The sequence below is a fragment of the Marinoscillum luteum genome, from assembly GCF_044005705.1.
GTDB lineage: Bacteria > Bacteroidota > Bacteroidia > Cytophagales > Cyclobacteriaceae > Marinoscillum > Marinoscillum luteum.
This window is the reverse complement of the sequence record NZ_JBIPKE010000014.1, coordinates 202,919-229,020: the sequence shown is the minus strand read 5'-3', so window position 1 is coordinate 229,020 and position 26,102 is coordinate 202,919. Positions and strand designations below refer to the sequence as shown.

Here is a 26,102-nt window from a genome sequence, read left to right as displayed (position 1 = left end):
TTGGAATTATATCCGCTGAAATTCAAGACCATATTTAAAGATAAGATCTGGGGAGGACAAAAGATCAAAACAATACTGGGTAAAGACTTCTCTCCGCTACCCAACTGCGGGGAGACCTGGGAGCTCTCAGGTGTACAGGGAAATATCTCAGAGGTGGCCAACGGGGCACTCACGGGCCAGTTACTTACAGAGGTGATAGCTGCGGCAGGTGATGCGTTGCTCGGTAGGCGCATACGCAGGGAGTATGGAGAAGAATTCCCTTTATTGATCAAGTTTATAGATGCCAATGATGATTTGTCCATACAGGTGCATCCGGACAATGAGTTGGCTCAAAAGCGTCATAACTCCAAAGGAAAAACGGAGATGTGGTACATCATGCAGGCTGACCCGGGAGCTACCCTGATCAGCGGATTTAGTCGGGACCTGGACCGTGCATCTTATCAGAAGGCATTTGATGAAGGCAGACTCAACGAAATTCTGAACCGCGAAGTGGCACAAAGCGGAGATGTGTTTTTTTTACCTGCGGGCAGGGTGCATACCATCGGCAAGGGACTGTTGCTGGCGGAGATTCAGCAGACTTCTGACGTGACGTATCGCATTTATGATTTTGACCGCCGGGATGCCGAGGGCAATTTGCGCGAGTTGCACATAGAGGAGTCACTGGATGCCATTGACTACAAAAAGTACGACCAATACAAAACGCCGTATAAGGATCAGGCGGACACTCGCGTAGACATAGTGTCTTGCGAGTATTTTACTACTAACAAGTTGACCCTGACAGGGGATTTTGAGCTGGATCATTCTGGCCTGGATTGTTTCAAAATCTACATATGTCTTGAAGGAAACGCAAAGCTGATCTATCCCGGAGGAGTTGAAAACTTGCAGATGGGGGAAGTGATACTGGTGCCTGCTGCTTTGGAAAAATATAAGTTTGAAACTTCTGGGGGCGTTACCATGTTGGAGTCATATATCCGCAAATAGTTGGCTATTCAAAACAAAAAAACCAAGTTTATTCACCTGGGGCTCATGGATTATCAAGAGGCCTGGGACTACCAGGAGGCTGTTTTTAAGAGATCAGTAGATCAGAAAATCGCCAACCGAAAACTTCCGGAATCGGAGCAGAAAGCGGTGGACAATTACCTTATTTTTTGTCAGCATCCGCATGTATTTACCCTCGGTAAAAGTGGCAAACCGGAGCATTTGTTACTGGATGAACACGGATTGGACGAGAAAGAAGCCTCCTATTACAAGATTAACCGGGGTGGGGATATTACCTATCATGGCCCGGGTCAGATTGTGGGGTACCCCATACTGGATTTAGATAACTTTTTTACCGACATTCATAAATATCTGCGATACCTGGAGGAGGCTATTATTCTCACCCTGAAGGATTATGGGGTGGTGGGAGGAAGAATCCCCGGGCTCACCGGTGTGTGGATAGATCATGAAGACGAAGCAAACACCCGAAAAATTTGTGCCCTTGGTGTTAAGTCCAGCCGTTGGGTGACTATGCATGGGTTTGCCTTCAATGTGCATGCGGACTTGAACTATTTTGACTACATCGTGCCGTGTGGTATTGACGATAAGGCCGTAACCTCCCTTGACAAAGAGCTTGGGTACAAGCCTGAGATGGCCGAAGTGGAGCACAGACTCAAGGGGCATTTGGTTGATTTATTTGAAATGGAACTGGAAGAATGAAAAAAGACATCCAATTTCCACAGATTGAAAAGGTATTCGTTTCTGTGGTCAGAGAAAAAGATGCAGAGCAATGGCGAGTGTATCTGCTCAACAGAAGCGAAAAACACCTGGATACCGTGATGGTGACCAGCAAGGGCTATGGCATCAAAGGGGGAGAGGAGCAGAAAACCTCTGTTCTTCGCCATATGATTCCCAGGATAGAGTCTGGCGAGTATGCCCTGATAGAGCCTATAGATGAGCAGGTCTTTCACCTGAACAACGAGTATTGGGTGAGTTTTTTTATCGATGGCCAACTCTATGATAAGAAGTACATCTTTGTGCCCGAAACCATCATCAAAGAGAACCTCAGCTATATAGACGAACTACAGACAGAGGGCGTGCTGCATCAGTAAGCACCGATATTTGGATTCATAGCTCCGTATTTTGTAATTTAAGTTCACCAATTTGTCGTTCTATGGATCAGCGTCTGAAGAATCTGTTGATACTCGATATCGAAACAGTAGCCAACTCAAAAGAATATCACAAGCTTAATACGGATCTCCAGAGGCTCTGGGAGAAAAAAGCTAACTTTCTCAGGAATGAGGAAGAGCTTACCGCTGAGGAACTTTATGAAAAACGGGCGGGAATTTATGCCGAGTTTGGTAAAGTGATTACCGTGGCATTTGGTATTTTTCATGAAGACCAGGGTGAGCTGAACATCAGGATTAAGTCCATATCTGGTCACGACGAGCAGCAGCTTCTTACGGAGGTAAAAAACTTTTTGGAAACAAAATTTGACCCAGAGTACTTACGTCTATGTGCACATAATGGAAAGGAGTTCGATTTTCCGTATCTTAGCCGCCGCATGCTGATCAATGGGATCAAGCTGCCCTACGTACTGGACAATGCCGGTAAGAAGCCATGGGAGGTCAATTTTTTGGACACCCTGGAAATGTGGAAGTTTGGTGATCGGAAAAATTTCACCTCTCTGGATCTGCTCACCACCATTTTTGACATCCCCTCAAGTAAAACAGACATAGACGGATCCATGGTGAATGAAGTATATTACACTGAAGAAAAAGGCCTGGAACGAATAGAAAAATACTGCCAGGGAGATGTGATAGCTACCGCACAATTATTTTTAAAAATGCATGCACTTCCCATAGTGGATCCCAAAAACATTACAATAGTTACATAAGCTCTATATGAGTAAGAAAAGAAAGAAAAAAACAGAAAAACCCCAGCAGAAATCATCTAATGTAAAGCGCATAAAAGACCAGGTAAGAGGTGTATTTGCTCATCACATAGGTGAGCGTTTCAGCTACAGACAGCTCATCAAAGAGCTGGGTCTGCGTGACAAGAAGTCTAAAGAATCACTCAAAGACATCCTTTTCGGGATGGAATCCAAAGGCCAACTGGCCAAAGCACCCGACGGGCGCTTCATCAGTGCGTATGAGCCCGAAACCATAGAAGGTCGGGTGGATCATGTGAATGCCCGCTTTGCCTATATCATTAGTGACCAGTCAGAGGATGACATCTGGGTCAAAACCGACGATCTCAAGTTTGCCATCGACAAGGACATTGTAAAAGTCCAGATAACCAAACCCGGCAATGATGGCTTCAGGCCAGAGGGTAAGGTGGTAGAGCTCGTTTCACGGGCCAAAGAAGAATTTGTCGGACGTATTGAGCTATCACCAAAGTTTGCCTTTGTGGTGCCAGATAGTAGAAACATCCATTTTGACGTGTTTGTGTACCCTGAGAAAATCATGAAGGCCAAACACAACGATAAGGTGATGGTGAAAATCACCCGATGGCATGACGCCAAAAATCGGAGCCCGATGGGTGAGGTGACGGCCGTATTGGGTGCTGCCGGTGAAAATGAAGCCGAAATTCACTCCATCATGGCGGAGTTTGGGTTGCCATTCAAATTTCCCGAGAGCATCGAAGATGCAGCAGCTAAAATCCCTACGGAGATTTCTGCTGAAGATCTCAAGGATCGCCGCGACTTTAGAAACATCACCACCTTTACTGTGGACCCGGAGGATGCCAAAGATTTTGATGATGCATTGTCGATTGAAAAACTGGACAATGGTGACTATGAGATAGGCATTCACATTGCCGATGTGTCTCACTATGTCACACCCAAATCGGCATTGGAGAAAGAAGCAGTACAGCGGGCTACATCGGTCTATTTGGTGGACCGAACCATCCCTATGCTTCCAGAAAAGCTTTCCAATGGACTCTGTTCACTCCGACCCAATGAGGATAAACTGACATTTTCGGCCTCATTCGTGATGGATACAGAGGGTAAAGTGAAGAAAAAATGGTTTGGGCGTACCATTATCCATTCCAACAGAAGGTTTACCTATGAGGATGCCCAGATAGGGATAGAGACCGGAGAAGGAGACTATGCCGCCGAGCTGCAACTGCTCAACAGCATTGCTCACAAACTAAGAGACAAGCGATTTAAGAATGGTGCTGTCAACTTCGAAACCACAGAGGTAAAATTCCAGCTGGACGAAAAAGGAAAGCCCCTGGCAGTAGTGCCAAAAGTGCGTAAGGATGCGCACAAAATGATCGAGGAATTCATGCTCCTGGCCAACAGAGAGGTGGCTACCTATATCTATAAGTGGGGCAAAGGGGAAAATGGGAAGTACACCTTTGTGTATAGAACCCACGACAACCCGGACCCGGAAAAGCTTGAAAACTTTTCCAAGTTTGCGGCCAAGTTTGGTCACAAAATGAATGTATCCGGAGACATCTCCCAAAGCCTTAATAAGCTCATGGATGAGATCACTGGCAAGCCGGAGCAGAATGTGCTGGAGCAGTTGGCCATACGCTCCATGGCCAAAGCCAAGTATACCACAGAGCCTAAAGGTCATTTCGGCCTGGCCTTTGATCATTATACACACTTTACTTCTCCCATCCGCCGGTATCCTGATGTGATGGTGCACCGCTTGTTGTGGCACTATCTGCAAGGAGGAAAATCCGTGGAGGTAGAACCTGAAGAGAAAAAATGTGTTCACTCTTCCGAACGCGAGAAGAATGCTGCGGATGCTGAACGCGCCTCTATCAAATACAAGCAGGTGGAATTTATGCAGAGCATGCTGGGCGAGGATTTTGAAGGCATTGTTTCCGGAGTAACCGAATGGGGAATTTTCGTGGAGATAGTAGAGACCAAGTGCGAGGGCATGGTGAGGTTGGCCGATCTGGATGATGATTTCTATGAATTTGATGAGAAAAATTACCGCATCATTGGCAAGCGAAACAAACGGATCATCACACTCGGTGATAAGCTGATGGTGAAGGTCGTGAAAACTGATATCGACCGAAGGACCATCGATCTGGACCTGGTTCAGGAGGACTGACCCAGGCGCATTGCGCTGGTCAAACAGAGGAACACTCAGAGAACCGAAGCTTGCCATGCCTGACTTTGGTCAACAATCGTCTGTTTGTGGGAGTTTTGCTTTTATTTGCTACAGAAATATCACCTCATGAAATCAATCCCTGAACTTCAGGAACTTCTAGACAAAGGCATTGCCGGGTTAGACTTTGGCCATGAGCCAAGAAACCTTTACGAACCCATTTCATACATCATGTCTCTGGGGGGAAAGCGTATGCGTCCGCTTTTGACTTTGCTGGGTTACCAGCTGGGGAAAGGGGACTGTGAGCGAATCGTCAGACCAGCATTGGCCGTAGAGGTTTTTCACAACTTCACACTGATGCATGATGACATCATGGATGAAGCTCCCCTTCGGAGAGGTGAACCCACCGTGCACGAAAAATGGAACAATACAGTGGCGATCCTCAGCGGTGACACCATGCTGGTGAAAGCCTATGACTTGCTGCTGGAGCTGGATCCGGTGCTTTTGCCGGAGGCCTTGCGCTTGTTCAATCAATGCGCTGTGGAGGTGTGTGAGGGGCAGCAGATAGATATGAACTTTGAGTCTGAGGAGCGTGTGAGTGTGGAAGAATACATTGGCATGATCCGATTGAAAACGGCCGTTTTACTGGGTTTTAGTCTGGAGTACGGCGCCCTTATGGCTGGTATGCCCGTGGAGGTACGCAAGCAACTATATGAGGTGGGCGTGAAGATGGGTATTGGCTTTCAGCTGATGGACGATCTGCTGGATGTATATGCCGACCAGGCCAAATTTGGCAAGCAGGTGGGGGGAGACATTATTTCTAATAAGAAAACGTTTCTTCTGATCAAGGCTCAGGAATTGGCGGTGGGTGATCAGAAAGCGCGGCTAAGCAACTGGCTGTCCATGAGGGAGTTTGATCCCGCAGAAAAGGTGGCTGCTGTGACCAAAATCTATGATGAGTTGGGGATAAAGGCATTGACCACTCAGCTTATGAATCAGTATTTTGATGAATCTTTCACATTATTGGATAGTTTAGCCGCTGATGCCGAGGGAAAATCGCTTTTGCGAGGCTTTGCCGGGCAGTTGATGAAAAGAGAAAAATAAATGATTTCACTTACTACCCTTATTATTATAGTGACGGTGCTGGTTAGTCTGGCAGCTTTCAACAAAGCAGAGGTATTCCAAAAGTCGCTCATGAACCCTTATTTGGTGTTTCATAAAAAGGAATACTGGAGACTGATTGCTTCTGGCTTTATCCATGGAAGCTACATTCACCTCGGATTCAACATGTTCACTTTTTATTTTTTTGGAAGAGTTGTAGAGCAGGTTTTTGGCCAGGTGCTCGGAGGTAGCAGTACCATTGTTTTTGTGCTGTTTTATCTCTCCGCTATAGTGGTTTCCGACCTACCCGTGGCTTTCAAAAGAAAGAACGACATTCATTACAACAGCCTGGGAGCTTCCGGGGCAGTTTCGGCCATGGTTTTTGCCAGTATTCTTTACTATCCGCTGAATGACATCTGCCTTTATGGTATTTTTTGCCTTCCCGGATTTATTCTGGGGATTATATATGTCGTTTATTCTTACTACCAGGGGCGCAATATGAGTGATAATATCAACCACGAGGCGCACCTGTATGGAGCCATTTATGGAGCTATTTTTGGGATTGTGGTAAACCCTCACTCCGCCATAAGCTTCATAGATCAGATTAAAACCTATCGTATTTTTTAGCCCTGTTGACAAACCCCCGGTTGGCGCGGGCGTTATTCTTTTCCCAAAAATGAAAGCCGATGAATCAATCTTTTACCTTCGAATACCAAAGACTTACCTACGATGAGCTCACCCCGGCTGATCAGCAGTTGATAGATGCCGCTATGCAGGCCCTGGACGGGGCACACGCTCCTTACTCCCACTTTCAGGTGGGTAGTGCGGTATTGATGGCTGATGGTAGCGTGGTGACGGGTAATAACCAGGAGAATGCGGCCTATCCCTCCGGTCTGTGTGCCGAGCGAGTAGCCCTTTTTGCAGCCAAGTCACAGTCGAAGCAACCCATACAGGCGATTACAGTGGTGGCCAGAAATGCTCAAGGAGAAATGGCGGATGCCTTTTCATGTGGCAACTGTCGTCAGGTGATGCTGGAGTATGCAGGTCAGCAGCAGGAAGGTCTGAGAGTGATCATGGGAGACCGAACGGGTCATTTTATTGTTTTGGCTGATACAAGACAACTTTTACCCTTTTCTTTCGGGTCAGAAACGCTGGGTTAATTCCCGATGACCGAGACTTTTTGGTTACTCTTCCAAAACACTCTCTTTTCTTTGTCGTTTCTATTTAATTTGCGTCAAATTTTTCAATTGTATGGAAACTGTAAAGCGAGAATCACTGAATTTCATTGAGCAACTGATCGAGAATGATCTGAATAGCGGCAAGCACCAGGCGATTCAAACACGTTTCCCTCCGGAGCCCAATGGTTATTTGCATATTGGTCATGCCAAATCCATTTGTCTCAACTTTGGTCTGGCGGAAAAATTCAACGGAAAATGCAATCTGCGTTTTGATGACACCAATCCTGAAAAGGAAGATGTGGAGTATGTGGATTCTATCAAGAAAGACATCAAATGGCTGGGCTTTGAGTGGGATGGGGAGCATTATGCTTCGGACTACTTTGGCACCCTCTATGGCTTTGCTCAGGCGCTGATCAAAAAAGGAAGTGCCTATGTGGATGACCTGAGTCAGGAGGCCTTCAACGAAATAAAAGGAACACCGACAGTTCCCGGAAAGCATAGCCCATTTCGCGAACGAAGCCTGGAAGAAAACCTTCTCTTGTTTGAAGAGATGAAGGATGGAAAGTATAAAAATGGTGAGAAAGTCCTTCGTGCCAAAATTGACATGTCTTCTCCCAATATGCACATGCGTGATCCTATTTTATACAGGATCAGGCACACGGAGCATCATCGCACTGGCAATGAGTGGTGCATTTATCCTACTTATGACTTTGCCCATGGCCAGTCAGATAGTATTGAGCATGTGACACACTCACTTTGTACGCTGGAGTTTGAGGTGCACAGGCCACTGTATGAGTGGCTGATTAAGGAATTGGAAATTTTTCCATCTAAGCAGACGGAGTTTGCCAGGCTCAATCTGAGCTATACAGTAGTGAGTAAGAGAAAATTGCTGGAGTTGGTGGAAGGAAAATATGTGGCCGGCTGGGATGACCCCCGAATGCCTACAATATCAGGTATCAGAAGAAGAGGCTTTACACCTGAGGCTGTGAAGACTTTCATCAAAAAAGTGGGTGTGGCCCGCAGGGATGGTATTACCGATGTGGCGTTGCTAGAGCATGCCGTACGTGAGGACCTCAACAGAAGATGTAATCGGGTTTTTGGGATTCTTGATCCAGTGAAGTTGGTGATTACCAACTGGCCAGAGGATAAGGAAGAGGTGATGACCGCTGTGAATAATCCGGAGGATGAGGCTGCAGGAACCCGCGAAATGCTTTTCACAAGAGAACTGTACATAGACCGTGCAGACTTCATGGAAGACCCGCCAAGCCCGAAGAAATGGTACCGCCTGGGCCCGGACCGTGAGGTACGGCTTAAGTATGGCTACATCATCAAATGCACAGGCTTTGACAAAGGGGCCGATGGTGAGATCGCCACTATCTATGCCGAATATGACCCTGAAACCAGAAGTGGCCAGGACACCAGCGGAAAGAAAGTAAAGGGAACATTGGGATGGGTGTCTGTGAAGCATGCGGTGCATGCAGAGATCAGGCTTTATGACCGACTCTTTCATACAGAGAACCTAAATGATATCGAAGATGATTTTAAAAACCACCTAAATCCCAATTCACTGGAGATCAATGACAAGGTGGTTTTGGAAGGTTCTTTGAAGAACGCCAAGGTGGATGATCTGGTGCAGTTTGAGCGTGTTGGGTATTTCAGGGTGGATGAGGACAGCACAGCAGATAAGCTCGTTTTCAACCGTACCATCACACTGAGAGATAACTGGTAAGGGGATGCGCCCTATGAACAATCAAAAATGAAGGGCTGTCCATTTCTGAAGAACAACTGTCCGTTTTTGATCACCTCTTTAATGGTATAAAACAAAAAAAATCCTGCTCCGATTCCTCGGGCAGGATTTTTTGATTGTATGAAGAGGGTATTATTTCTTCAGTTTAAGGGTCATAGAGATAGCGAATACGTCATCTTCGCCATCCTCGTCCATGTCCTCTTCGTACTCTTCAGCATAGAAAAGCTCCATTTTGCTGGATGTTAGAGACTTCACAGTGATCACGTCGGTTTCTGTACCACTAGTCAAAGACAATTTCTTATTGTCTGCGCTAAGGCTCCAGGTGCCGTTTTCGTTACCTTCTGGTGAGGTCACGGTAAACTTAGAATCTTTGGTAAAAGTCCACTTCATTCCATCAAATTCATTCATTTCTTCGATGAACTCCTCTTCGAATTCTTCAGCTTCGGCTTGAGTAAGGTCGAAAGCTTCAATAATGTAATCGATAAAGTCCACCTCGTTAATGGTGATTGAAATGTCTAAAGACTCATAAGCCCATACTCCTACCAGCGGAGATTCAGGTTCATTGTCATCATCATCATCCTTACAGGACGTAAACACGAGCGATCCACTGACCATCAGCAGAAGTGCTCCCAGGTTAAACCATTTTTTCATTTGTTCTATTAATTTGAGTTTTTGACCTTCAGGTGAAGGCCGCATTGGTCTGGCAAACCAAATGCCAGAATCAGTAAAAAAGACCCGGTTCAGAACAAATAGAGGGCGAAAAATATCTGAGTGGCATTAGGTTTACACGATCGGCAATTCCTCAAAAATTGCGGTAATACACCCGCATCTTGTTGATCACCTGGTCGTAGATGGGGGCAGTGAATTCTTCAAACATCCATTGTGGGTTAGGAATTGGGAGCTCTATCTTATTGACCAATGCTTTGTCTTCATCAGTGAGGGCTCGTTCGTCACCATTGAAGCTAGCCCATCGCACAGCCCATGTGTATTCACTTGGAAACTTCTCCTGACTGATGACTTTGTTGAGGTCATTGTCAAGTATTTTAAAGTCCAGCAGGCCTGTTCCAGTGATGGCTTTCTCATGTACGGTCACGGTCGCTTTCACGGTGCCATAGACTGGCGCCCTGCCCTCATCGCTCAGCAGTACACTATCTCGGCTCACCTCACGGGTGACTTTGTTGCTAAATACATTTCCCAGAGCAAACTGATCAAACTCCATGCGAATGATGTGGTCTACAAACTCCAGCTGCTGAGCCTGGGCCTCATCGGGGGTATAAAACCTGACGTACTCGCTGATTACATGATTGTGAAGGTACTCGTTGATTTTATTCACAAAAAACTCATGGCGGATACTGAACATCCGTGCGGGGGTGGGGATAGGCTCTACCACCACCTTGAGGGTGGCGTGGTATAGGGCTTCCTGCAGCTTATCCTCCACATCTTTATACCTCGGCACAAAGTACTGCACACTGGAGAAGTGTTGGTGAGCCTCAATGGCCTTCTGACGGTTTTGCTTTTGGTTCAGCGCAGCCATGCCCAATTGATAGCGCGCTTCTGCAGCGTTTCTTTTGGCAGTGGCTAACTCTGCATCATATTTCACGGGGTTTGGTACTACCTCCCTACAGCCAGGACACCGCAGGATTTCATCGTAGAGGTAATTGATGCTTTGGTAATTGCTCACTACTGGCTCCCATTTGAGCTGATCCATGGAGAGCTTTGCGCGCTCCACATTACTGAGGTGAGACTCTACCGCATATTTATAGGCTTTGGCCAATGTAGACGCAGCTTTCTTGTGATCATCATTTCCGCGCAGGCGGTGTATCGCTTGTGCCACAGCTTTGTCATAGTCACCCTTTTGAAGTGCTTTTTTGCCACTTGAGCAGGCGCTGATCAAGAAAATGATAAGAGAAATGATGAGGAGGTTGTAGAAAGTTTTCATGTGCTGCTGATTTGGGACTAAAGATAGGGATACCAGAAATAATGCCAACCAAAGATGTTGAGACTTATTAAAGTCCTGTTTAATGTGGTAAAAATTTAATATTTTGAAGAATAATTAACCTAAAGCCGTACTAAAATGCCATTATTAGCTAAAGATTTCGTCCCCGAAAAAAGCAAAGGGGGCATGTTCAAGTCAGGTCGTATTCAGAGTTTTCAGGAAGTACTGGAGGCTGCCAACATCTGGATCAAGGAGAATCCGGCCATTGATGTACTGAACGTGGAAACAGTGGTCCTCCCCAATATCCATGAAAGCGATGAGGAGGGAAGTATGGATACGGAGCTTTGGACCGGCGGAGAATCTAGTTCGCACTGGTATCAGCTGCTTAGGGTTTGGTACCGACAGGATTAAAATCTTAATCTGCTTTAGCCTTCATTTCTGAGTACTTCCAGAGGGCTTTGACTGATCACATCACTACTATTGAGAAGGCCGATAATTACCGTAAGAAATGTAATGGTGAGCCCCACATAGATCATTTGCGAGAAGTCTGGAATGAAGGTGAATTCAAATACAAATTTGCCTAGCAGAGTGGTGGTAAGGATGGCAATGAGAATGCCTGAGAGTGCTCCAAGTCCGCCCAGGAAGAAGTACTCTGCAAAGATGATCTTCCAAAGCTTGCGACTGGAGGCGCCAATGGTTCTCAGAAGTACGTTTTCGCGCATGCGCTGAAAGCGGCTGAGCACTATGGAGCTGATGAGCATAATAATGCCTGTGCCAATACTAAAGAAAGCCATAAACCGAATCACAAAAGCGATTTTCCCCAAAATTTCCTCCAGCGTTTTGAGAATCAGTTCCAGGTCGATGATGGAAATATTGGGGTAACTCCTCACCACAGCCTGCTGGTATCGTGCGGAGAGCTGATTGTTATCTATCCGGGTGATGAGCACATGAAATTGCGGAGCCTTCTCCAGGACCCCCGCCGGGAAAAGTACCAGAAAATTCGTTTGCACGCGTCGCCAGTCTACCTCCCGAAAGCTACCTACATAGGTTTTAAGCAAGGCGCCCTGTACGTTGAAAACCATCTCATCCCCAATTTTTAATTCCAGGTTCTCTGCATAGCCGCTCGATACCGACACAAAAATGCTGTCTGAGGGGTTGGTTACTTTCCCTATCCATTTGCCTTCTTTCAGGGTTTCTGATTCGATCAGGCTGTCCCGATAGGTCACTCTGTACTCCCTGTTGTAGGCCCAGTCAGGAGTGGTGATGGTGGTGTCTCGCTCAGCTTCATTTTTCGAGATTCCATTGAGCTCTACCAGGCGCATGGTTACAATGGGGACTTCCTGCATCACAGGCAGGTCATAGTCTAGCGTAAGCTGGCGCACTTCTTCCTTTTGTGGTGTCTGGATATCAAAAAGGATCGTATTTGGCCGGTCTTCTGCACCAGCTATGGAGACCCTGTCAACCAGCAAACTTTGCATGAAGAGAAGGGTGGCAATGAATGCAGTACCCAGTCCTAAGGTGGTAATGAGCAATGAAGTTTGATTATGTGGGCGATAGAGGTTAGAAAGCCCCTGCCGCCACACATAGGGAATACTGTTGGGTAACAATTTTTTGATTCCAAAAGCCAGTCCCTTTCCGATGAGCCCCAGGATGATGATGGTAAGGAGTAAACCAAAAGTAAAAATAGCAGCATCCTGCAGGGATCCTATTTGTAGGTAGATCAGCGCCATTAGAAACACCAGAATGCTGAAGCCAACAGTGATTTGCAGCCAGTCCAACTGAAACCTGGTAGGTTCAGAATCTGACCGGATAGCTTGCAATGGACTAACCTTGCGCAGGGAGACCAGCGAGATCAAGGCAAAAAGAATAGAGACCACCACACCAATTCCCACGCCGCTCGGCACGGAGAGCCAGGAAAGCTGTGGGGTGAGTTCCACAGGAATAAAATCTTTGACCAGTACGGGCAAGTACAAGTGCATGCCCACGCCTAAAAGTGCCCCGATGATGGAGCCGATCAGCCCGAAGAAGCCTACCTGAATCAGAAAAATGGAAATGGCCTGACTTGATTTCATTCCCAGGCATCGGAGGGTAGCTACAATGCCTGTTTTTTCTTTGGTATACACGTAAATGGAGCTCGCCACGCCTATGCAGCCAAGTAGCAGGGCCGTGAAGGCCACCAACTCCAGAAAATTGGAGAGGTCCTTAAACGCACGACCAGTTTCTTCCTTTCGCTCTTCTATGTCATCTACCCGAAAGCCCTTTTTATCGACCAGGGTCACCAGCTGTGACCACTTACCGGTGGTATCCACCTGAGGGTGAAACTGGAAGTACTGCAGGTAGTTGACCCGGCTGCCTTTTTGAAGCAAATCCGTTTGATCCAGGTGGTTATAAGGGATGTATACTACTGGTGCTGCTGTGGCCCCAATTTCTGTTTGGCCGGGAATTTTCTGTAGCCGGCCGATGATTTCAAACTGCTGCTGACCGACCTTTACAAAGTCCCCAATTTCCACATTGTATTGGATCATGAGCTTTTCATCTACCAGCGCATACTCCCCCTGCTGAAATTTTCTGGAGGCTGCCGCCGGGATGGTTTCTATTTCTCCATAATATGGGTATTTTCCTGCCAAAGCCCGCACTTGTGCAAGCCTGGTGCCATCGGTACTGGGAAAGTACACCATGGAGGCGAAGTATACCTCACGGGACATTTCAGGGGCCAGCTCATAGAGCGCCAGCATGAGGCTGTCAGGCAGAGGCTCGCTGCCTTTGATCTCTATATCTGCACCAATCAGCGTTTTCGCCTGATTATTGATTTCTTGCAGCAGGTTTTCTCTGAATGAAGTAATACCCACAAGCGCCGCTATGCCCAGAGAAATGGCCAGAACGAAAAGCAAAAGTTTGCCCTTACTCTTGCGACTGTCACGCCAGGCCATTTTCAGGGGCCAGATCATGGAATATTTTGTTCCGCTAACTCTTATTTTATGATCCATGAATGTCTATTGGTGAAGTCATTTGAGTGTTATTCATCATCAGATCAACTTTCCGCCTTTGAGTTTGATAATGCTGTCTGTCTTTTGGGCCAGGTCCGGATCGTGGGTGACGATGACCAGCGTGGTACCCTGCTCTCGGTTAAGTTCGAAAAGCAGGGATTCTATCGAATGGCTCGTTTCTTCGTCCAGGTTTCCGGTAGGCTCATCGGCAAACAATATTTTCGGCCTGTTGGAAAAAGCCCGGGCAATGGCCACACGCTGCTGCTCCCCACCTGATAGCTGGCTTGGATAGTGATCGAGCCGGTCGCTGAGACCCACCCTGTTTAGCAGTTCTTTGGAGGCACTGATTATGTTTTTTTCGCCCCTCAGCTCCAGTGGCACCATTACATTTTCCAGAGCCGTGAGGGTGGGTATCAGCTGGAAGTTTTGGAAAATAAAACCAACCTGCTGATTTCTAAGCTGAGCCAGCTCGTCTTCAGAAAGCTGATTCAGTAATACCTGATTGATCAGTATTCGACCTTCGGTAGCGCGATCTAAGCCCGCACAAAGACCAAGAAGGGTTGTTTTTCCACTGCCAGAAGGCCCGACGATTGACATGCTTTGGCCTTCCGCTATCGTGAAGTTGATGTTATCCAGAACTTTAATTTGGCGGTGGCCACTTTGAAAGGTTTTGGTGAGCGATTCTACCTGAAGTATTGTTGACATTTATGCAGTTTAATTCATAAAAACGAATTGGCTTCCATCATGTTTATTAAATTCGGAGCTTGCTGTGGGGATATTAAATATTTTCGGCAGATCAGACCAGAGGTTTTGTAGGCATGAAAGGAAAAATATTATGTACGCTGAGTATAATTGGTTGGCTGATGAGCGGATGCGATAGTCAGAATAAACCCGCTACCAATGAGGGGGCTTCTGCAGTAGAAAATCAATCTGCTGATACCAAAGTAGATCAAAAAGAAGTTCCGGTTATTTTGTTTTTTGGCAATAGCATCACCGCCGGGTATCAGCTGGATGTGGAGGATGCATTTCCGGCGCTTATTCAGGATCGGCTGGATTCATTAGGATATCAGTTTAAGGTGATCAACGCCGGGCTTAGTGGCGAAACGACCTCTGGAGGGCTCAATAGGATCGATTGGGTGCTGCAAACCATTCCGGATGTATTTGTGCTGGAACTGGGTGCAAATGACGGTCTGCGAGGACTCGATCTGGAGGAGACCAAAAAGAATCTACTATTGATTATAGACAAAGTAAAACAGGCCAATCCGGAGATAAAAATCCTCCTGGCGGGAATGCGCGTGCCTCCTAACCTGGGAAAGGACTATACCACCAGGTTTAATGGAATATTTCCTGCGGTAGCCTCAGAAACGGGAGCTTCTTTACTTCCCTTTATTTTGGACGGGGTGGCTGGTAACCCAGAGCTTAATTTACCGGATGGGATTCACCCCACCGTGGAAGGGCATAAGATATTAGCGGAAAACGTCTGGCGGGTGCTCAGGCCAATCCTTGAAGAATTTCAGACCCTATGAGTGTACTCGAACGTTTTTTTCAGGATGCAGCCAATTTTATCTGGGGTACGCCCCTGTTGATTTTATTATTGGGTGGCGGGGTGTTTTTTATGTTCTACTCCCGCTTCTTACCGTTCAGGTATTTCGGACATGCCATCAATGTGCTCAGGGGCAAATATGACGATCCGTCGGATCCCGGAGATATCAATCACTTTCAGGCCCTGTCGGGAGCTCTCGCTGCTACTATCGGCATGGGCAATATCTCAGGTGTGGCAGTGGCCATTGCCATGGGTGGTCCCGGGGCCATCTTTTGGATGTGGGTAAGTGCTTTCTTCGGAATGGCCACCAAGTTTTTCACCTGCACCCTGTCGGTGATGTACCGGGGCAAAGATTCTGCGGGAAATCTTCAGGGTGGACCGATGTATTATATCCGCGAAGGATTGGGCAAAAAGTGGATGCCTCTGGCAAGTTTTTTTGCCGTGGTTGGCTTTTTTGGGGCCACACCCATCTTTCAGGCCAACCAGATCGTGCAGGCCACCAAGGACATCTTATTTGTGCCGAATGGAATTGCACTGGACAACATTTATCTGGATCTGGGTTTGGGTGTGTTTATTGCCATTTTGGTGGGGCTGGTGATTTTTGGTGGGATTACCAGGATAGGCAGTGTAGCCGGCAAACTGGTGCCTTCTATGGTTCTTCTGTACGTGGCCAGCGTCATCATCATCCTGATCGTCAATTATGGAGAAGTGTGGAGTTCATTAGGGTTGATCTTTACCGATGCTTTTACCGCCAACTCCGTACTGGGAGGGGCCGTGGGAGCGCTCATTATCACCGGAGCTCGTCGTGCGGCTTTTTCGAACGAGGCAGGTATTGGTACTGCTCCTATGATGCATGGGGCGGCCAAAACCAAAGAGCCCGTACGGGAGGGCCTTGTGGCCATGCTTGGGCCAGCCATTGATACCCTGGTGATTTGTACCATGACGGGGCTATGCATACTGGTGACCGGCGCCTGGAAATCCGGAGACCTCAATGGGATATCACTCACTGCCAAAGCCTTTGGAGACAGCCTGCCAGGAGTGGGTCCCTATATTCTGGCTCTGTGTGTCCTGATTTTTGCTTTTACCACGCTCTTTGGCTTTGCGTACTATGGGCAAAAATGTTTGTCATTTCTGATTGGAGCGCGATATGCTTCCCTGTTTAATTACTGGTATGTTTTTTTGATTTTGGTGGGGTCCGTGGCTACCCTTCAGGGGGTTGTGGCTTTTATCGATGTGGCCTATGGGTTGATGGCATTCCCGACTATGATAGGAACCATTGTGTTAGCACCAAAAGCACTGAAAGCTGCTAAGGTTTATTTTTCAGGTGTGAAGACTTCTGGATAGCTAATGAGAGATTACTTCATCAAAAAACCGCCAATTGACATGTATGAGCACCCGGGTCATCGTGGATTATTCACTGCTCGACGAATAAGGGGGCTAAGTTTGTTTCTCTGCCTGATCTTTACTTTATATTTGCCACCCTATATGGAAATGCTATGAGAATTATCATTGCTGGTGCCGGGGATTTGGGGTTTCACCTTGCCAGACTTCTGGCGTATGAGGAACAAGACATCATACTCATAGATCAGGATAACGCTGTTCTGGAGCATGCCTCCAATCATCTGGATGTGCACACGATTCGAGGCAGCAGTACATCAATAAGTATACTGGAAGAGGCCAATGTGTCCAAGGCGGACCTGTTGATCGCGGTGACTTCCATAGAAGAGACCAACCTGACCACAGCCATCATTGGAAAGGCTCTTGGAGCCAAGCGAACTGTGGCGCGCATCTCCAATATTGAGTTTTTGCATCAGCGTGAAAAGCTGGACCTGAAGACCATTGGAATCGACGAAATTATCTCCCCCGAATCGCTGGCAGCCAAGGAGATTAAAAGATTGCTTAAGCAATCGGCCCTTACTGACACCTTCGAGTTTGAGAAGGGAATGCTCTCCCTCATCGGAATCACAGTAGATGAGAAGTCCGAACTCCTGGACAAGACCCTTACCGAAACAGCCTACCTCAATCCTGATCATAATTTCACTACGGTGGCTATTTTGAGAGAAAATCAGACCATCATACCGCACGGCGAAAACAAATTTCAGATCAATGATCACGCTTATTTTATTACCGAGCCCAGTGGTACAGACCGGGTGATGGCGCTGGCCGGAAAAGAGCAGATCGAGATCAAAAACATTATGATTTTGGGTGGCAGTAAAGTAGGAATCAATACCGCCAAACAACTCAGCAAAAAATACAACATCAAGCTGATAGAGCAGGATAAGGAAAAGTGTTTCAACCTGGCCGACGAGCTGCCCGATACCATGATCATCAATGGCGATGGTCGGGATATTGATTTGCTTAAGGAAGAAGGGATTGACCGGATGGATGCCGTGATAGCGGTGACTGGAAACTCCGAAACCAACATCATCTCCTGCCTGGTGGCAAAAAACAATGGGGTAGCGAAGACCATTGCAGCGGTGGAAAACATGGACTATATCCATCTCTCTCAAAATATTGGCGTGGATACCCTGATCAACAAGAAACTCATTGCTGCGAATTTTATTTTCAGGTATATCAGAAAGGGCCAGGTGATCAACCTGACCAGTATTCACGGTGTGGATGCCGAAATACTGGAATTTGAAGTACAGCCAAATTCCAAAATCCTGGAACATGAGCTTCGAAACATTGACTTTCCGAAAACGGCCATTATTGGTGGCGTAATCAGAAAAGGAATAGGACATACGGTTCGCGGAAGTTTTCACTTTCAGCCTAAAGATCGGGTGGTGGTATTGTCCAGGTCCGAGTGTATTCATACTGTAGAGGGATTCTTCAAATAGCATGCTTTTCAACTACCGGGTCATCATCAACATTTTAGGCACTTTACTGATGCTGAATGGGATGTTTATGCTCTCCTGTATCCCGTTTAGTCTCTATTACAAGGAGGGAGATCTTTTTTCTATCATCCTTTCCGCCACCATCACGGCATCTTTTGGGTTTTTGATGTGGTTTTTCACCAAAAACAGCAAAAACAAAGAGTTGAGAAAGCGGGATGGGTATCTGGTGGTGACCTTTGGATGGCTCATTATGTCTTTCTTTGGGTCTCTACCCTATATCCTCAGTGGTTCTATTCCCAACCTTACCGATGCATTTTTTGAAACCCTGAGTGGGTTTTCGACTACTGGTGCGACCATCCTTACCGATATAGAAGCGGTACACAAGGGGATTCTGTTTTGGAGGAGCCTTACTCAATGGATTGGGGGAATGGGGATTATCGTACTTACGGTGGCCATACTCCCCATTTTGGGCATTGGGGGTATGCAGCTCTTTGTGGCGGAGGCTCCGGGGATTTCTCCTGATAAGCTGCAGCCGAGAATCAAAGAAACGGCCAAGCGACTCTGGTTTATCTACCTGGGGCTGACCCTTACCGAAACGGTGCTGTTGTGGGTGGGCGGAATGACTTTTTATGACGCCATCAACCACGGACTGACCACCATGGCTACGGGTGGCTTTTCTACCAAAAATGCCAGCATCGCTTATTATGCGTCTCCTTATATTCAGTATGTGATCATATTGTTCATGTTTCTGGCCGGCACCAACTTCACCATGACGTACCTGGTTTTACACAAGAAATTCCGGAAGGTATTTCAAAACGAAGAGTTCAGGTTTTATTCCGGTTTTTGCTTAGTGGCCGGGCTGGTCATTGGTATTGTGATTTTCAGCCAGGGGCATGATACGTTTGAAAAATCTATTCGGGATTCGCTTTTTCAGGTGGTGTCCATTATTACGACAACAGGATTTATCACAGCCGATTACACTTCATGGACTCCGTTTATAACTATCCTTTTTGTGGTGATGATGTTTTTCGGAGCTTCAGCGGGCTCTACAGCCGGTGGTGTGAAAATCGTGCGACATATTATTCTCGTTAAAAATAGTCTGATGGAGCTGAAACGCCAGCTACACCCCAATGCGGTTATCCCTATTCGACTCAATGGGAAGGCGGTATCGCGGGAGATTACTTATAACATACTGGCATTTATCATGATCTACATTTCCATTTTTGCCCTCGGCTCTGTGGTTATGGGTATGTTGGGTGCAGATTTCAATACCGCCATAGGCTCGGTAGCCACATGCCTTGGAAATATTGGCCCGGGTATTGGTGATGTGGGCCCGGTTGATAACTTTGCTTCTATCTCTGCACCTGGTAAGTGGGTGCTGGCTTTTTTGATGCTTTTAGGCAGGTTGGAACTCTTTACCGTTCTAATGCTGTTCACTCCTTATTTTTGGAAAACAAATTAATCCATGGAATTCATCCTTAATTTTCTCATCTGGAGCTCAGACCCTGATATTTTTGTCATTCCCATTCTCGATCACCCTGTGCGCTGGTATGGGTTGCTCTTTGCGGGAGGATTCATCGTCTCTCAGCAGATCATGTTTTGGCTTTTCAAGCAGGAAGGCAGGCCTGAAAAGGATGTAGAAAAGCTGACCGTCTATATGGTGGTAGCAGTGGTGGTAGGTGCCAGGCTTGGGCATTGTTTGTTTTACAATCCGGGATTCTACCTGTCTAACCCTATTGAGATTTTGAAAATTTGGGAAGGTGGTCTGGCCAGTCATGGTGGTGCGCTTGGCATTATTCTGGCTATTTTCCTCTTTTCAAAAAAATACCCCCAATATCCCATGCTGTGGATGCTGGATAGGCTGGTGATAGTGGTGGCCATCACCGGAGCAATGATCCGCACAGGTAATTTTTTCAACTCAGAGATGGAAGGAAAAATGACCAATGCCAACTATGGTGTGGTCTATGCAAGATTTACCGAGGACGTGCTGCGATATGACGATCGAAAGGTGGAGGATGTGATTTTCCTGAAAGGAGGTGAAAAGGTGAGCAATACCCCCGGGATACATCCTATCACGGCAAAAATAATTTACCAGCGCGGAGTGGAGCTTACAGCCCAGGACAAGGTGTTTTTCGAAAATCAGCTGAGAAGTGCCCTGCTGAGGTATGACGATGTGGTGGAGCACATTGATTTTGGAAAGGATGAGCCACTAGCCTATAAGTTTTATCAGGAAGATAACCGCTCGGTAGCTGAAATTTATGGACTGGGCGTATCCAGGCACGCTGCTCAGCTCTATGAGGCAGGGTATTGTATTTTGCTGATGTTGCTATTTTTCTGGCTCTGGAAAGAGAAGCGATTTGTTCTGCCACAGGGGTTCAGCTTCGCTTTGTTTATGACCCTGCTATGGTCATTGAGGTTTGTGGATGAGTTCTTCAAACTCAACCAGGAGGCCTTTGAAGAAGGGATGACCCTAAACATGGGGCAATTGCTGAGTATTCCGCTTGTACTTTCGGGGATAGGCATGATGATCTACTTCCATCAGAAGAGCAAGAAAACGATGAGTGGAGAAGACCGTAAGATAAGCTAAAGACTTTCTACCTGAATGTCTGTATTGACAATACGGGATAGCTCTTTGAGTTTTCCAGCCTCGAAGAGGGCAGGAATTTTCGGAAGAGCCGTGCCTACTGGCACCTCGTAGTTTACGTAATCCTGAAAGAGGATGCCACCTCGCTCGGAGCGATTGTAGGCCTTTCTAAACCGGACCCCACCACCGTCTGTTTCGTAGTTATAGGCCAGGAAGTCCAGCAGGCGGGTTTTTTCATGAAACCAGTAGCGGTATTCGTCCTGGAAATCCTCACCTCCACCACTGGGGCGGAAGGTAACTTTCAGCACTTCGTAGGTTTCTCCAAGAACCTTTTGAGTGCCTTCGTAGGATTTGATCACAGCAGGGTCATTGAGCAGGTAAGGTAATTGCACAAAATAGAGTACAGAATTCACCGAACTGGTGTACTTCACCTGCATGGTGTCCGGCACGGAGATCAACTCGCCATTCACCCTACGAGTGAAGTCCGTACTATTGATCAGGACATCCTCAACCCAACTCGAATCTTCTTTGAATGACCGGGTATATTCGTAGCTGTCTTCACTTCTGCTGACGCTGTACGACTTATCACGGAAGGTGAATGAAACACGACTATTGGCAAGACGACCCTGGCCATGGGCCTTGACGGCCTGTGATACCACATTATTGGCCTTATCCGGCTCTCTGTTGGTACAGCTCACCACAAGTCCGATGAGCGCAACACATACGGTAATTTTTCGCATGTGTTACCATACGCATAGAACTCCTGGCTGTTGTCATTTTTCGGCGAAGTGTATGGGGCGGGACATTGAAAAGGTTAGCCGAATCAAAGTTTCTTGATGACTTCCTCTTCTGTCAGCCCTTCGGCAATTTGGATATTGATACCATCAGAAAGCCCCGTTTTGACCTGGCGCCGCTCAAACTGTTGTTCGCCGGTACGCACTTCTACAAAGATATCGTCACCTTCGAAAATGAGATTGCTCTCTTTGATGGCGAGCACATCACTGGCCTTTTGTAGGATGATGTCTGCTGTAGCACTATATCCTGCCCGGAGAAAGTATTCCTCTTTGAGATCTACCGCTGCCTTGATATCAAACTTAATGGCTCCCTCGTCGCTTTCCCCTTTTGGGGAAATAAACTCCAGTTTGGCGTTGAAAATGACCCCTTCTATGGCCCCCACCGATAGCGAAAGATCCATGCCTACGTTAATTTTCCCCACTTCAGATTCGTCTACTTTTCCCTCAAAAATCATCTCGCTCATATCTGCCACGGAGGCTATGCTTGTACCTTCATTGAAGGTGTTGGATTCGATGATGAAGGTTCCTTCTTTCACCGGGATGTCCAGGATCATGCCATTCACCGTAGAGCGCACCAGATTGGAGACGTTGCCGGTCTTTTGTGACGAGCCTTCCTTGATCAGTTCCAGATTGTTTTCTGCGGCCTCTACTTCCTGTTTTCTCAGGTTAAAGTCCAGAAGAAACTGATTGTAATCAAACTCTGAGATTACTTTTTCGTCAAAAAGTTCTTTTTGCCTTTTGAGTTCTTTCTCGGAATTATCAAAGTTGATTTTGGCGGTTTGCAGTTGCGCCTGAGCATTGTTGAGCGCTACCACATTGGGGATGATTTTGATCTTGGCCACCAGATCTCCAATTTTTACCTGGGCTCCTTCCTCCAGGTAGAGCTTTTCCACTACCCCTGAGACCTGCGATTTCAGGGCCACCTCTTTTCGAGGCACGATCGAACCCGTGGCAATGGTCTTTTTGATGATGTCAGTTTTGAAAGGGGTGTCAGTTTCGTAGATAATCGGTGGTTCCTCTGATTTTTGATAGAGAAAATACCCTGTGCCCACGAATAGCCCGAGTATGATGACGATGGTAAGTCCAATGAAAAAACGTTTCATTTCTGTTGATAAGTTTGGTTAGTGTCTATTCAAAAATTATTCATCCCGCAAGGCAATGACGGGATCTACCCGGGCAGCTTTGATGCCCGGTATCAGACCGGCAATGACCCCTGAAATCAGCAAAACGGAGATGGCTGAAAAAGCTGCCTTGAAGTCTATCTCCGGATTCACAAAAAACTCACTTTGCATGCCAAATTCTGCCATGGCATAGGCAATGCCTTCTACCAGCACTACGCCGAAGACCAGGCCCAGATAACCAGAAACTCCAGAGATGACCAGTGCCTCCTGCACGATCATGCTGATGATGGACCATGGTTTGGCACCTATCGATTTTCTAATGCCTATTTCCTTGGTGCGTTCTTTCACGATGATGAGCATGATATTGCCCACACCGATCATACCTGCCAGTATGGTGCCTATGGCCACCAGCCAGCTAAAGGCGGCTATTCCGGTAAAGAGCCCCTGCATTTGTTTGAACTCTTCTTCCACATTGAAGCTTCCGAGCGCCTGACGATCGTTTGGGGCTATTTTATGACGTTTTCGAAGCTCAGCTTTGATAATCTCCTCGGCTTCCAGCCCTGAAATACCATCCGCAGGGATGCATCCAAACCACCCAATGCTCTCGCCCATATTGAAGGTTTGCTGGGCAGTGGTACCTGGGATGTGAATAATCTGAATGTCATTTCTGGCATCCTCGCCCGTAGCGCGGGAGTCAAAAATCCCAACCACCTTGAAGGGTACGCCATTGATCTTAATGTGTTCACCGAGTGCCCTGCGTTCCTGAAAGAGATCATCCTTCACCCGACGCCCGAGCACAGCGATTTTTCTTTTTTGCTCAATGTCAAATTTGTTGACAAACCGGCCTTCAGTGATCCAAAGAGGCTGAATATCGAGGTATTGCGGGTAGTCTCCCATGATCGAATAGGAGACGTCACGGTTGTCATAACTGATGGTGACCTGACCACCACTCCATCGGGAGTTCAGAGGAATCCTCGGTGAGACTGTGTGGAGCCCTTTAATATTTTGCAGTGCCTTAAAATCATCGTTGGTGAGGTCAATGGATCGGCCTGCCTGAAATCCCGCATATGGCACCGAGGTAACTTCCGTCCATACAAACACGGCATTTTTGGCAATGTCGAAATTTTGCATCACACCGTTCTGCAGTCCGTTACCTGCTCCCAGCAGCAGTACCAGCATGAAGATGCCCCAAAAAACACCAAAAGAGGTGAGCGCCGTACGGAGCTTGTGCTTCATAATGGTTTGCCATATTTCTTCCCATTTATCCTGATCAAACATCTTATTCGTCTTTTAGGGCGTCTACGGGTTTAATGTGTGCAGCTCTGAGCGCCGGGAAGAGGCCGGCCAGGGCCCCTGAGACCACTAAAATGATCAGAGAGGTAATGGCTGCACGAAAATTGACCTCCGGGCGGGTGAAAAAATCCAAATCCGCACCCATAGCTTCCAGAGCATAGTTCACGGATTCCAAAAGCACCACCCCCATGAACAATCCAAAATACCCAGCCACGGCAGTGATAAAGATGGACTCCTGAAGGATGAGCCCCACAATGGAGTTAGGTGTAGCACCCATCGCCTTACGAATTCCGATTTCTTTGGTGCGTTCTTTCACTACGATAATCATGATATTGCTCACTCCCACAATGCCTGCTGTGAGCGTGCCTATACCCACGAGCCAGATGAAGGCTTTAATTCCGTTAAAGAGGTTCTGAACCTGCCGAAAATTCTCTTCCTGATTGTGAACCCAAAAAGCCTGATCGTCATCCGGGTGGATGCTTTGCCTTATTTTGAGGAGCTCCAGGATGTCTCCTTCCAGCTGCTTGCCCATGGTGCCCGGTGCTGTGGTCACGGCGAAAAGCGACACTGACTTGTCTGGGTTGAAAATTTGCTGGTAAGTAGAAAACGGCACGTAGATTCTCTGGGCCTGATCCATTCCGTTGGAAGCTTCAAACTTGAAAACACCAACTACCCGAAACATACTGCCTTTGATATCCAGGTATTCACCCACAGGGTCTACCCCTTCCGGGAAAATGGACTCAGCGACCCGGTTGCCGATGTAGCAAACCTTCCTTTTTTCCCTGTCATCCAGCAAATTGAGGGATCGGCCAGACTGTATTTTCATGGTCACCTTGATGTCAAAATAGTCTGATTTGGTGCCATACACCCCAAAGGCACTCCCTCGGTTTTTATACTTCACGATGTAGTTGCCCATGAGCCAGTTTTCGGGAGACATAAACTCTATGCCGGACACTTCCGTGAAGACGGATTCCAGATCTTCCTCCTGAAAGGGGTGCTGTCTGCCTGCTGGCATCCCTTCGTAGGAGATGGACGTGCGGGCAGGGATCACCCAGATACTATTGATGGCATCCAGGAGCATACTCTGCTGCACTCCGTTTTGCAGGCCCTGTCCCGCTCCAAGGAGAAGAATCAACATGAGGATGCCCCAAAACACGCCAAAGGCCGTAGCAAACGTGCGCACCTTGTTTTTGGCGATGGTTTGAAAAATCTCCTGCCATTTATCCAGGTCAAACATGGCTCATGTCGTAGTTTTCGCTGAGAATTGTTCCGTCTTTGATCATGATCACCCTTTGGGTGGCAGCTGCCACGTCATTTTCATGCGTCACGATCAGGATGGTTTTGCCATTGGCATTTACCTCCTTAAAAATTTCCATCACTTCATGTGATGTAGTACTGTCAAGCGCACCGGTAGGTTCATCAGCCAGAATGATCTTGGGGTTGGTGATGAGGGCCCGTGCTATCGCCACACGCTGCCGCTGCCCGCCGGACATTTCGTTGGGCAGGTGATGAGACCAGTCTTTGAGCCCCACTCTTTCCAGGTAGCCCTCGGCAATTTTGTTTCGCTTTTTTCTGCCAATTTTCTGGTAGTAAAGAGGCAGTGCTACATTTTCAATGGCATTTTTGAAATTGAGCAGGTTGAAGGACTGAAAGACAAAACCGATGAGTTCATTTCTGAGTTGTGCGGCTTTTCCTTCAGACAGGTTTTTGATCAGGTGACCGCCCAGGGTGTAGCTTCCTTCATCGTAGCTATCCAGGATGCCAAGGATGTTGAGCAAGGTGGATTTACCAGATCCGGAAGACCCCATAATGGAGACCAGTTCCCCTTCTTCTACATTGACATTCACCCCTTTCAGGACGTGGAGTGATTGCTTACCCAAGTGGTAAGATTTATGGATATTTTCCAGAGTCAGCATTCGGGTTAGGTTTGGATGAATGATCT

General features: G+C 47.1%; 24 protein-coding genes. 15 read left to right on the top strand and 9 right to left on the bottom strand.

Translation table 11 applies throughout. The annotated features are described in order from the left end of the window. From ACHKAR_RS06990 to ACHKAR_RS06950, 9 genes are all read left to right on the top strand, one after another. A complete protein-coding gene (locus ACHKAR_RS06990) occupies window positions 1-981 on the top strand; it encodes a type I phosphomannose isomerase catalytic subunit (RefSeq protein ID WP_395416745.1) in 981 nt (326 codons plus the stop codon). Next, window positions 982-1,698, top strand: a complete 717-nt coding sequence (gene lipB / locus ACHKAR_RS06985) for a lipoyl(octanoyl) transferase LipB (protein ID WP_395416744.1) — start codon at window positions 982-984, stop codon at window positions 1,696-1,698. Further along, complete coding sequence (locus tag ACHKAR_RS06980) at window positions 1,695-2,090, top strand: hypothetical protein (RefSeq protein ID WP_395416743.1); 396 nt, start codon at window positions 1,695-1,697, stop codon at window positions 2,088-2,090. Before lipB ends, ACHKAR_RS06980 begins: the two co-directional genes overlap by 4 nt. Before the next feature lie 62 nt (window positions 2,091-2,152). Beyond that, on the top strand, window positions 2,153-2,875 hold the full coding sequence (locus ACHKAR_RS06975) for a 3'-5' exonuclease (RefSeq protein ID WP_395416741.1): 723 nt from the start codon (window positions 2,153-2,155) through the stop codon (window positions 2,873-2,875). A gap of 7 nt (window positions 2,876-2,882) precedes the next feature. After that, the gene (rnr, locus tag ACHKAR_RS06970) at window positions 2,883-5,045 is read left to right on the top strand and encodes a ribonuclease R (RefSeq protein WP_395416740.1); all 2,163 of its coding nucleotides are present in this window, start codon (window positions 2,883-2,885) and stop codon (window positions 5,043-5,045) included. 126 nt (window positions 5,046-5,171) lie between these two features. Continuing rightward, window positions 5,172-6,146 (top strand): polyprenyl synthetase family protein, encoded by a 975-nt coding sequence (locus ACHKAR_RS06965; RefSeq protein WP_395416739.1) that lies wholly within the window; start codon window positions 5,172-5,174, stop codon window positions 6,144-6,146. Beyond that, complete coding sequence (locus ACHKAR_RS06960) at window positions 6,147-6,770, top strand: rhomboid family intramembrane serine protease (RefSeq protein WP_159585521.1); 624 nt, start codon at window positions 6,147-6,149, stop codon at window positions 6,768-6,770. 59 nt (window positions 6,771-6,829) lie between these two features. Beyond that, window positions 6,830-7,303: a cytidine deaminase gene (locus tag ACHKAR_RS06955; protein ID WP_159585523.1), complete on the top strand. Its 474-nt coding sequence runs from the start codon at window positions 6,830-6,832 to the stop codon at window positions 7,301-7,303. Between the two features lie 91 nt (window positions 7,304-7,394). Further along, window positions 7,395-9,050 carry a glutamine--tRNA ligase/YqeY domain fusion protein gene (locus ACHKAR_RS06950; RefSeq protein WP_395416737.1) on the top strand — a complete coding sequence of 552 codons (1,656 nt, stop codon included), beginning with the start codon at window positions 7,395-7,397 and terminating at the stop codon, window positions 9,048-9,050. 150 nt (window positions 9,051-9,200) lie between these two features. Here the strand turns inward: ACHKAR_RS06950 and ACHKAR_RS06945 are convergent, their stop codons facing one another. Both ACHKAR_RS06945 and ACHKAR_RS06940 read right to left on the bottom strand, forming a co-directional pair. After that, the gene (locus ACHKAR_RS06945) at window positions 9,201-9,719 is read right to left on the bottom strand and encodes a lipocalin-like domain-containing protein (RefSeq protein WP_395416735.1); all 519 of its coding nucleotides are present in this window, start codon (window positions 9,717-9,719) and stop codon (window positions 9,201-9,203) included. 151 nt (window positions 9,720-9,870) lie between these two features. After that, the gene (locus tag ACHKAR_RS06940; RefSeq protein ID WP_395416734.1) at window positions 9,871-11,007 is read right to left on the bottom strand and encodes a hypothetical protein; all 1,137 of its coding nucleotides are present in this window, start codon (window positions 11,005-11,007) and stop codon (window positions 9,871-9,873) included. Between the two features lie 135 nt (window positions 11,008-11,142). Here ACHKAR_RS06940 and ACHKAR_RS06935 point away from each other — a divergent pair, with 135 nt between their 5' ends. Next, window positions 11,143-11,415 carry a hypothetical protein gene (locus ACHKAR_RS06935; protein ID WP_159585531.1) on the top strand — a complete coding sequence of 91 codons (273 nt, stop codon included), beginning with the start codon at window positions 11,143-11,145 and terminating at the stop codon, window positions 11,413-11,415. Window positions 11,416-11,429: 14 nt separating this feature from the next. Here ACHKAR_RS06935 and ACHKAR_RS06930 read toward each other — a convergent pair whose 3' ends face one another. Continuing rightward, complete coding sequence (locus ACHKAR_RS06930) at window positions 11,430-13,991, bottom strand: ABC transporter permease (RefSeq protein WP_395416732.1); 2,562 nt, start codon at window positions 13,989-13,991, stop codon at window positions 11,430-11,432. 39 nt (window positions 13,992-14,030) lie between these two features. Beyond that, window positions 14,031-14,696 carry an ABC transporter ATP-binding protein gene (locus tag ACHKAR_RS06925; RefSeq protein ID WP_395416731.1) on the bottom strand — a complete coding sequence of 222 codons (666 nt, stop codon included), beginning with the start codon at window positions 14,694-14,696 and terminating at the stop codon, window positions 14,031-14,033. Window positions 14,697-14,809: 113 nt separating this feature from the next. On the opposite strand from ACHKAR_RS06925, the gene ACHKAR_RS06920 reads away from it, so the two are divergent. The 5 genes from ACHKAR_RS06920 to ACHKAR_RS06900 all read left to right on the top strand — a co-directional run bounded on the left by ACHKAR_RS06920 (window position 14,810) and on the right by ACHKAR_RS06900 (window position 20,955). Further along, window positions 14,810-15,517 carry an arylesterase gene (locus tag ACHKAR_RS06920; RefSeq protein WP_395416729.1) on the top strand — a complete coding sequence of 236 codons (708 nt, stop codon included), beginning with the start codon at window positions 14,810-14,812 and terminating at the stop codon, window positions 15,515-15,517. Next, on the top strand, window positions 15,514-16,878 hold the full coding sequence (locus ACHKAR_RS06915) for an alanine/glycine:cation symporter family protein (RefSeq protein ID WP_395416728.1): 1,365 nt from the start codon (window positions 15,514-15,516) through the stop codon (window positions 16,876-16,878). The genes ACHKAR_RS06920 and ACHKAR_RS06915 overlap by 4 nt, the downstream gene beginning before the upstream one ends. A gap of 152 nt (window positions 16,879-17,030) precedes the next feature. Beyond that, window positions 17,031-18,371 (top strand): Trk system potassium transporter TrkA, encoded by a 1,341-nt coding sequence (trkA, locus tag ACHKAR_RS06910; RefSeq protein WP_159585537.1) that lies wholly within the window; start codon window positions 17,031-17,033, stop codon window positions 18,369-18,371. 1 nt (window position 18,372) lies between these two features. Beyond that, on the top strand, window positions 18,373-19,830 hold the full coding sequence (locus ACHKAR_RS06905) for a TrkH family potassium uptake protein (protein ID WP_159585539.1): 1,458 nt from the start codon (window positions 18,373-18,375) through the stop codon (window positions 19,828-19,830). Between the two features lie 3 nt (window positions 19,831-19,833). Continuing rightward, window positions 19,834-20,955: a prolipoprotein diacylglyceryl transferase gene (locus tag ACHKAR_RS06900; RefSeq protein WP_395416726.1), complete on the top strand. Its 1,122-nt coding sequence runs from the start codon at window positions 19,834-19,836 to the stop codon at window positions 20,953-20,955. On the opposite strand, the gene ACHKAR_RS06895 is transcribed toward ACHKAR_RS06900, so the two are convergent. From ACHKAR_RS06895 to ACHKAR_RS06875, 5 genes are all read right to left on the bottom strand, one after another. Further along, on the bottom strand, window positions 20,952-21,692 hold the full coding sequence (locus ACHKAR_RS06895; RefSeq protein WP_395416725.1) for a DUF6503 family protein: 741 nt from the start codon (window positions 21,690-21,692) through the stop codon (window positions 20,952-20,954). The genes ACHKAR_RS06900 and ACHKAR_RS06895 overlap by 4 nt on opposite strands. 83 nt (window positions 21,693-21,775) lie before the next feature. Next, complete coding sequence (locus tag ACHKAR_RS06890; protein WP_159585545.1) at window positions 21,776-22,849, bottom strand: efflux RND transporter periplasmic adaptor subunit; 1,074 nt, start codon at window positions 22,847-22,849, stop codon at window positions 21,776-21,778. A 36-nt stretch (window positions 22,850-22,885) separates the two neighbouring features. Next, entirely contained in the window at window positions 22,886-24,145 is a 1,260-nt protein-coding gene (locus tag ACHKAR_RS06885; protein WP_395416724.1) for an ABC transporter permease, read from the bottom strand. Between the two features lies 1 nt (window position 24,146). After that, entirely contained in the window at window positions 24,147-25,397 is a 1,251-nt protein-coding gene (locus tag ACHKAR_RS06880; protein WP_395416723.1) for an ABC transporter permease, read from the bottom strand. Beyond that, window positions 25,390-26,076, bottom strand: coding sequence for an ABC transporter ATP-binding protein (locus tag ACHKAR_RS06875; protein WP_395416721.1), 687 nt, complete (start codon window positions 26,074-26,076; stop codon window positions 25,390-25,392). The genes ACHKAR_RS06880 and ACHKAR_RS06875 overlap by 8 nt, the downstream gene beginning before the upstream one ends. Between the last annotated feature and the right edge of the window lie 26 nt (window positions 26,077-26,102).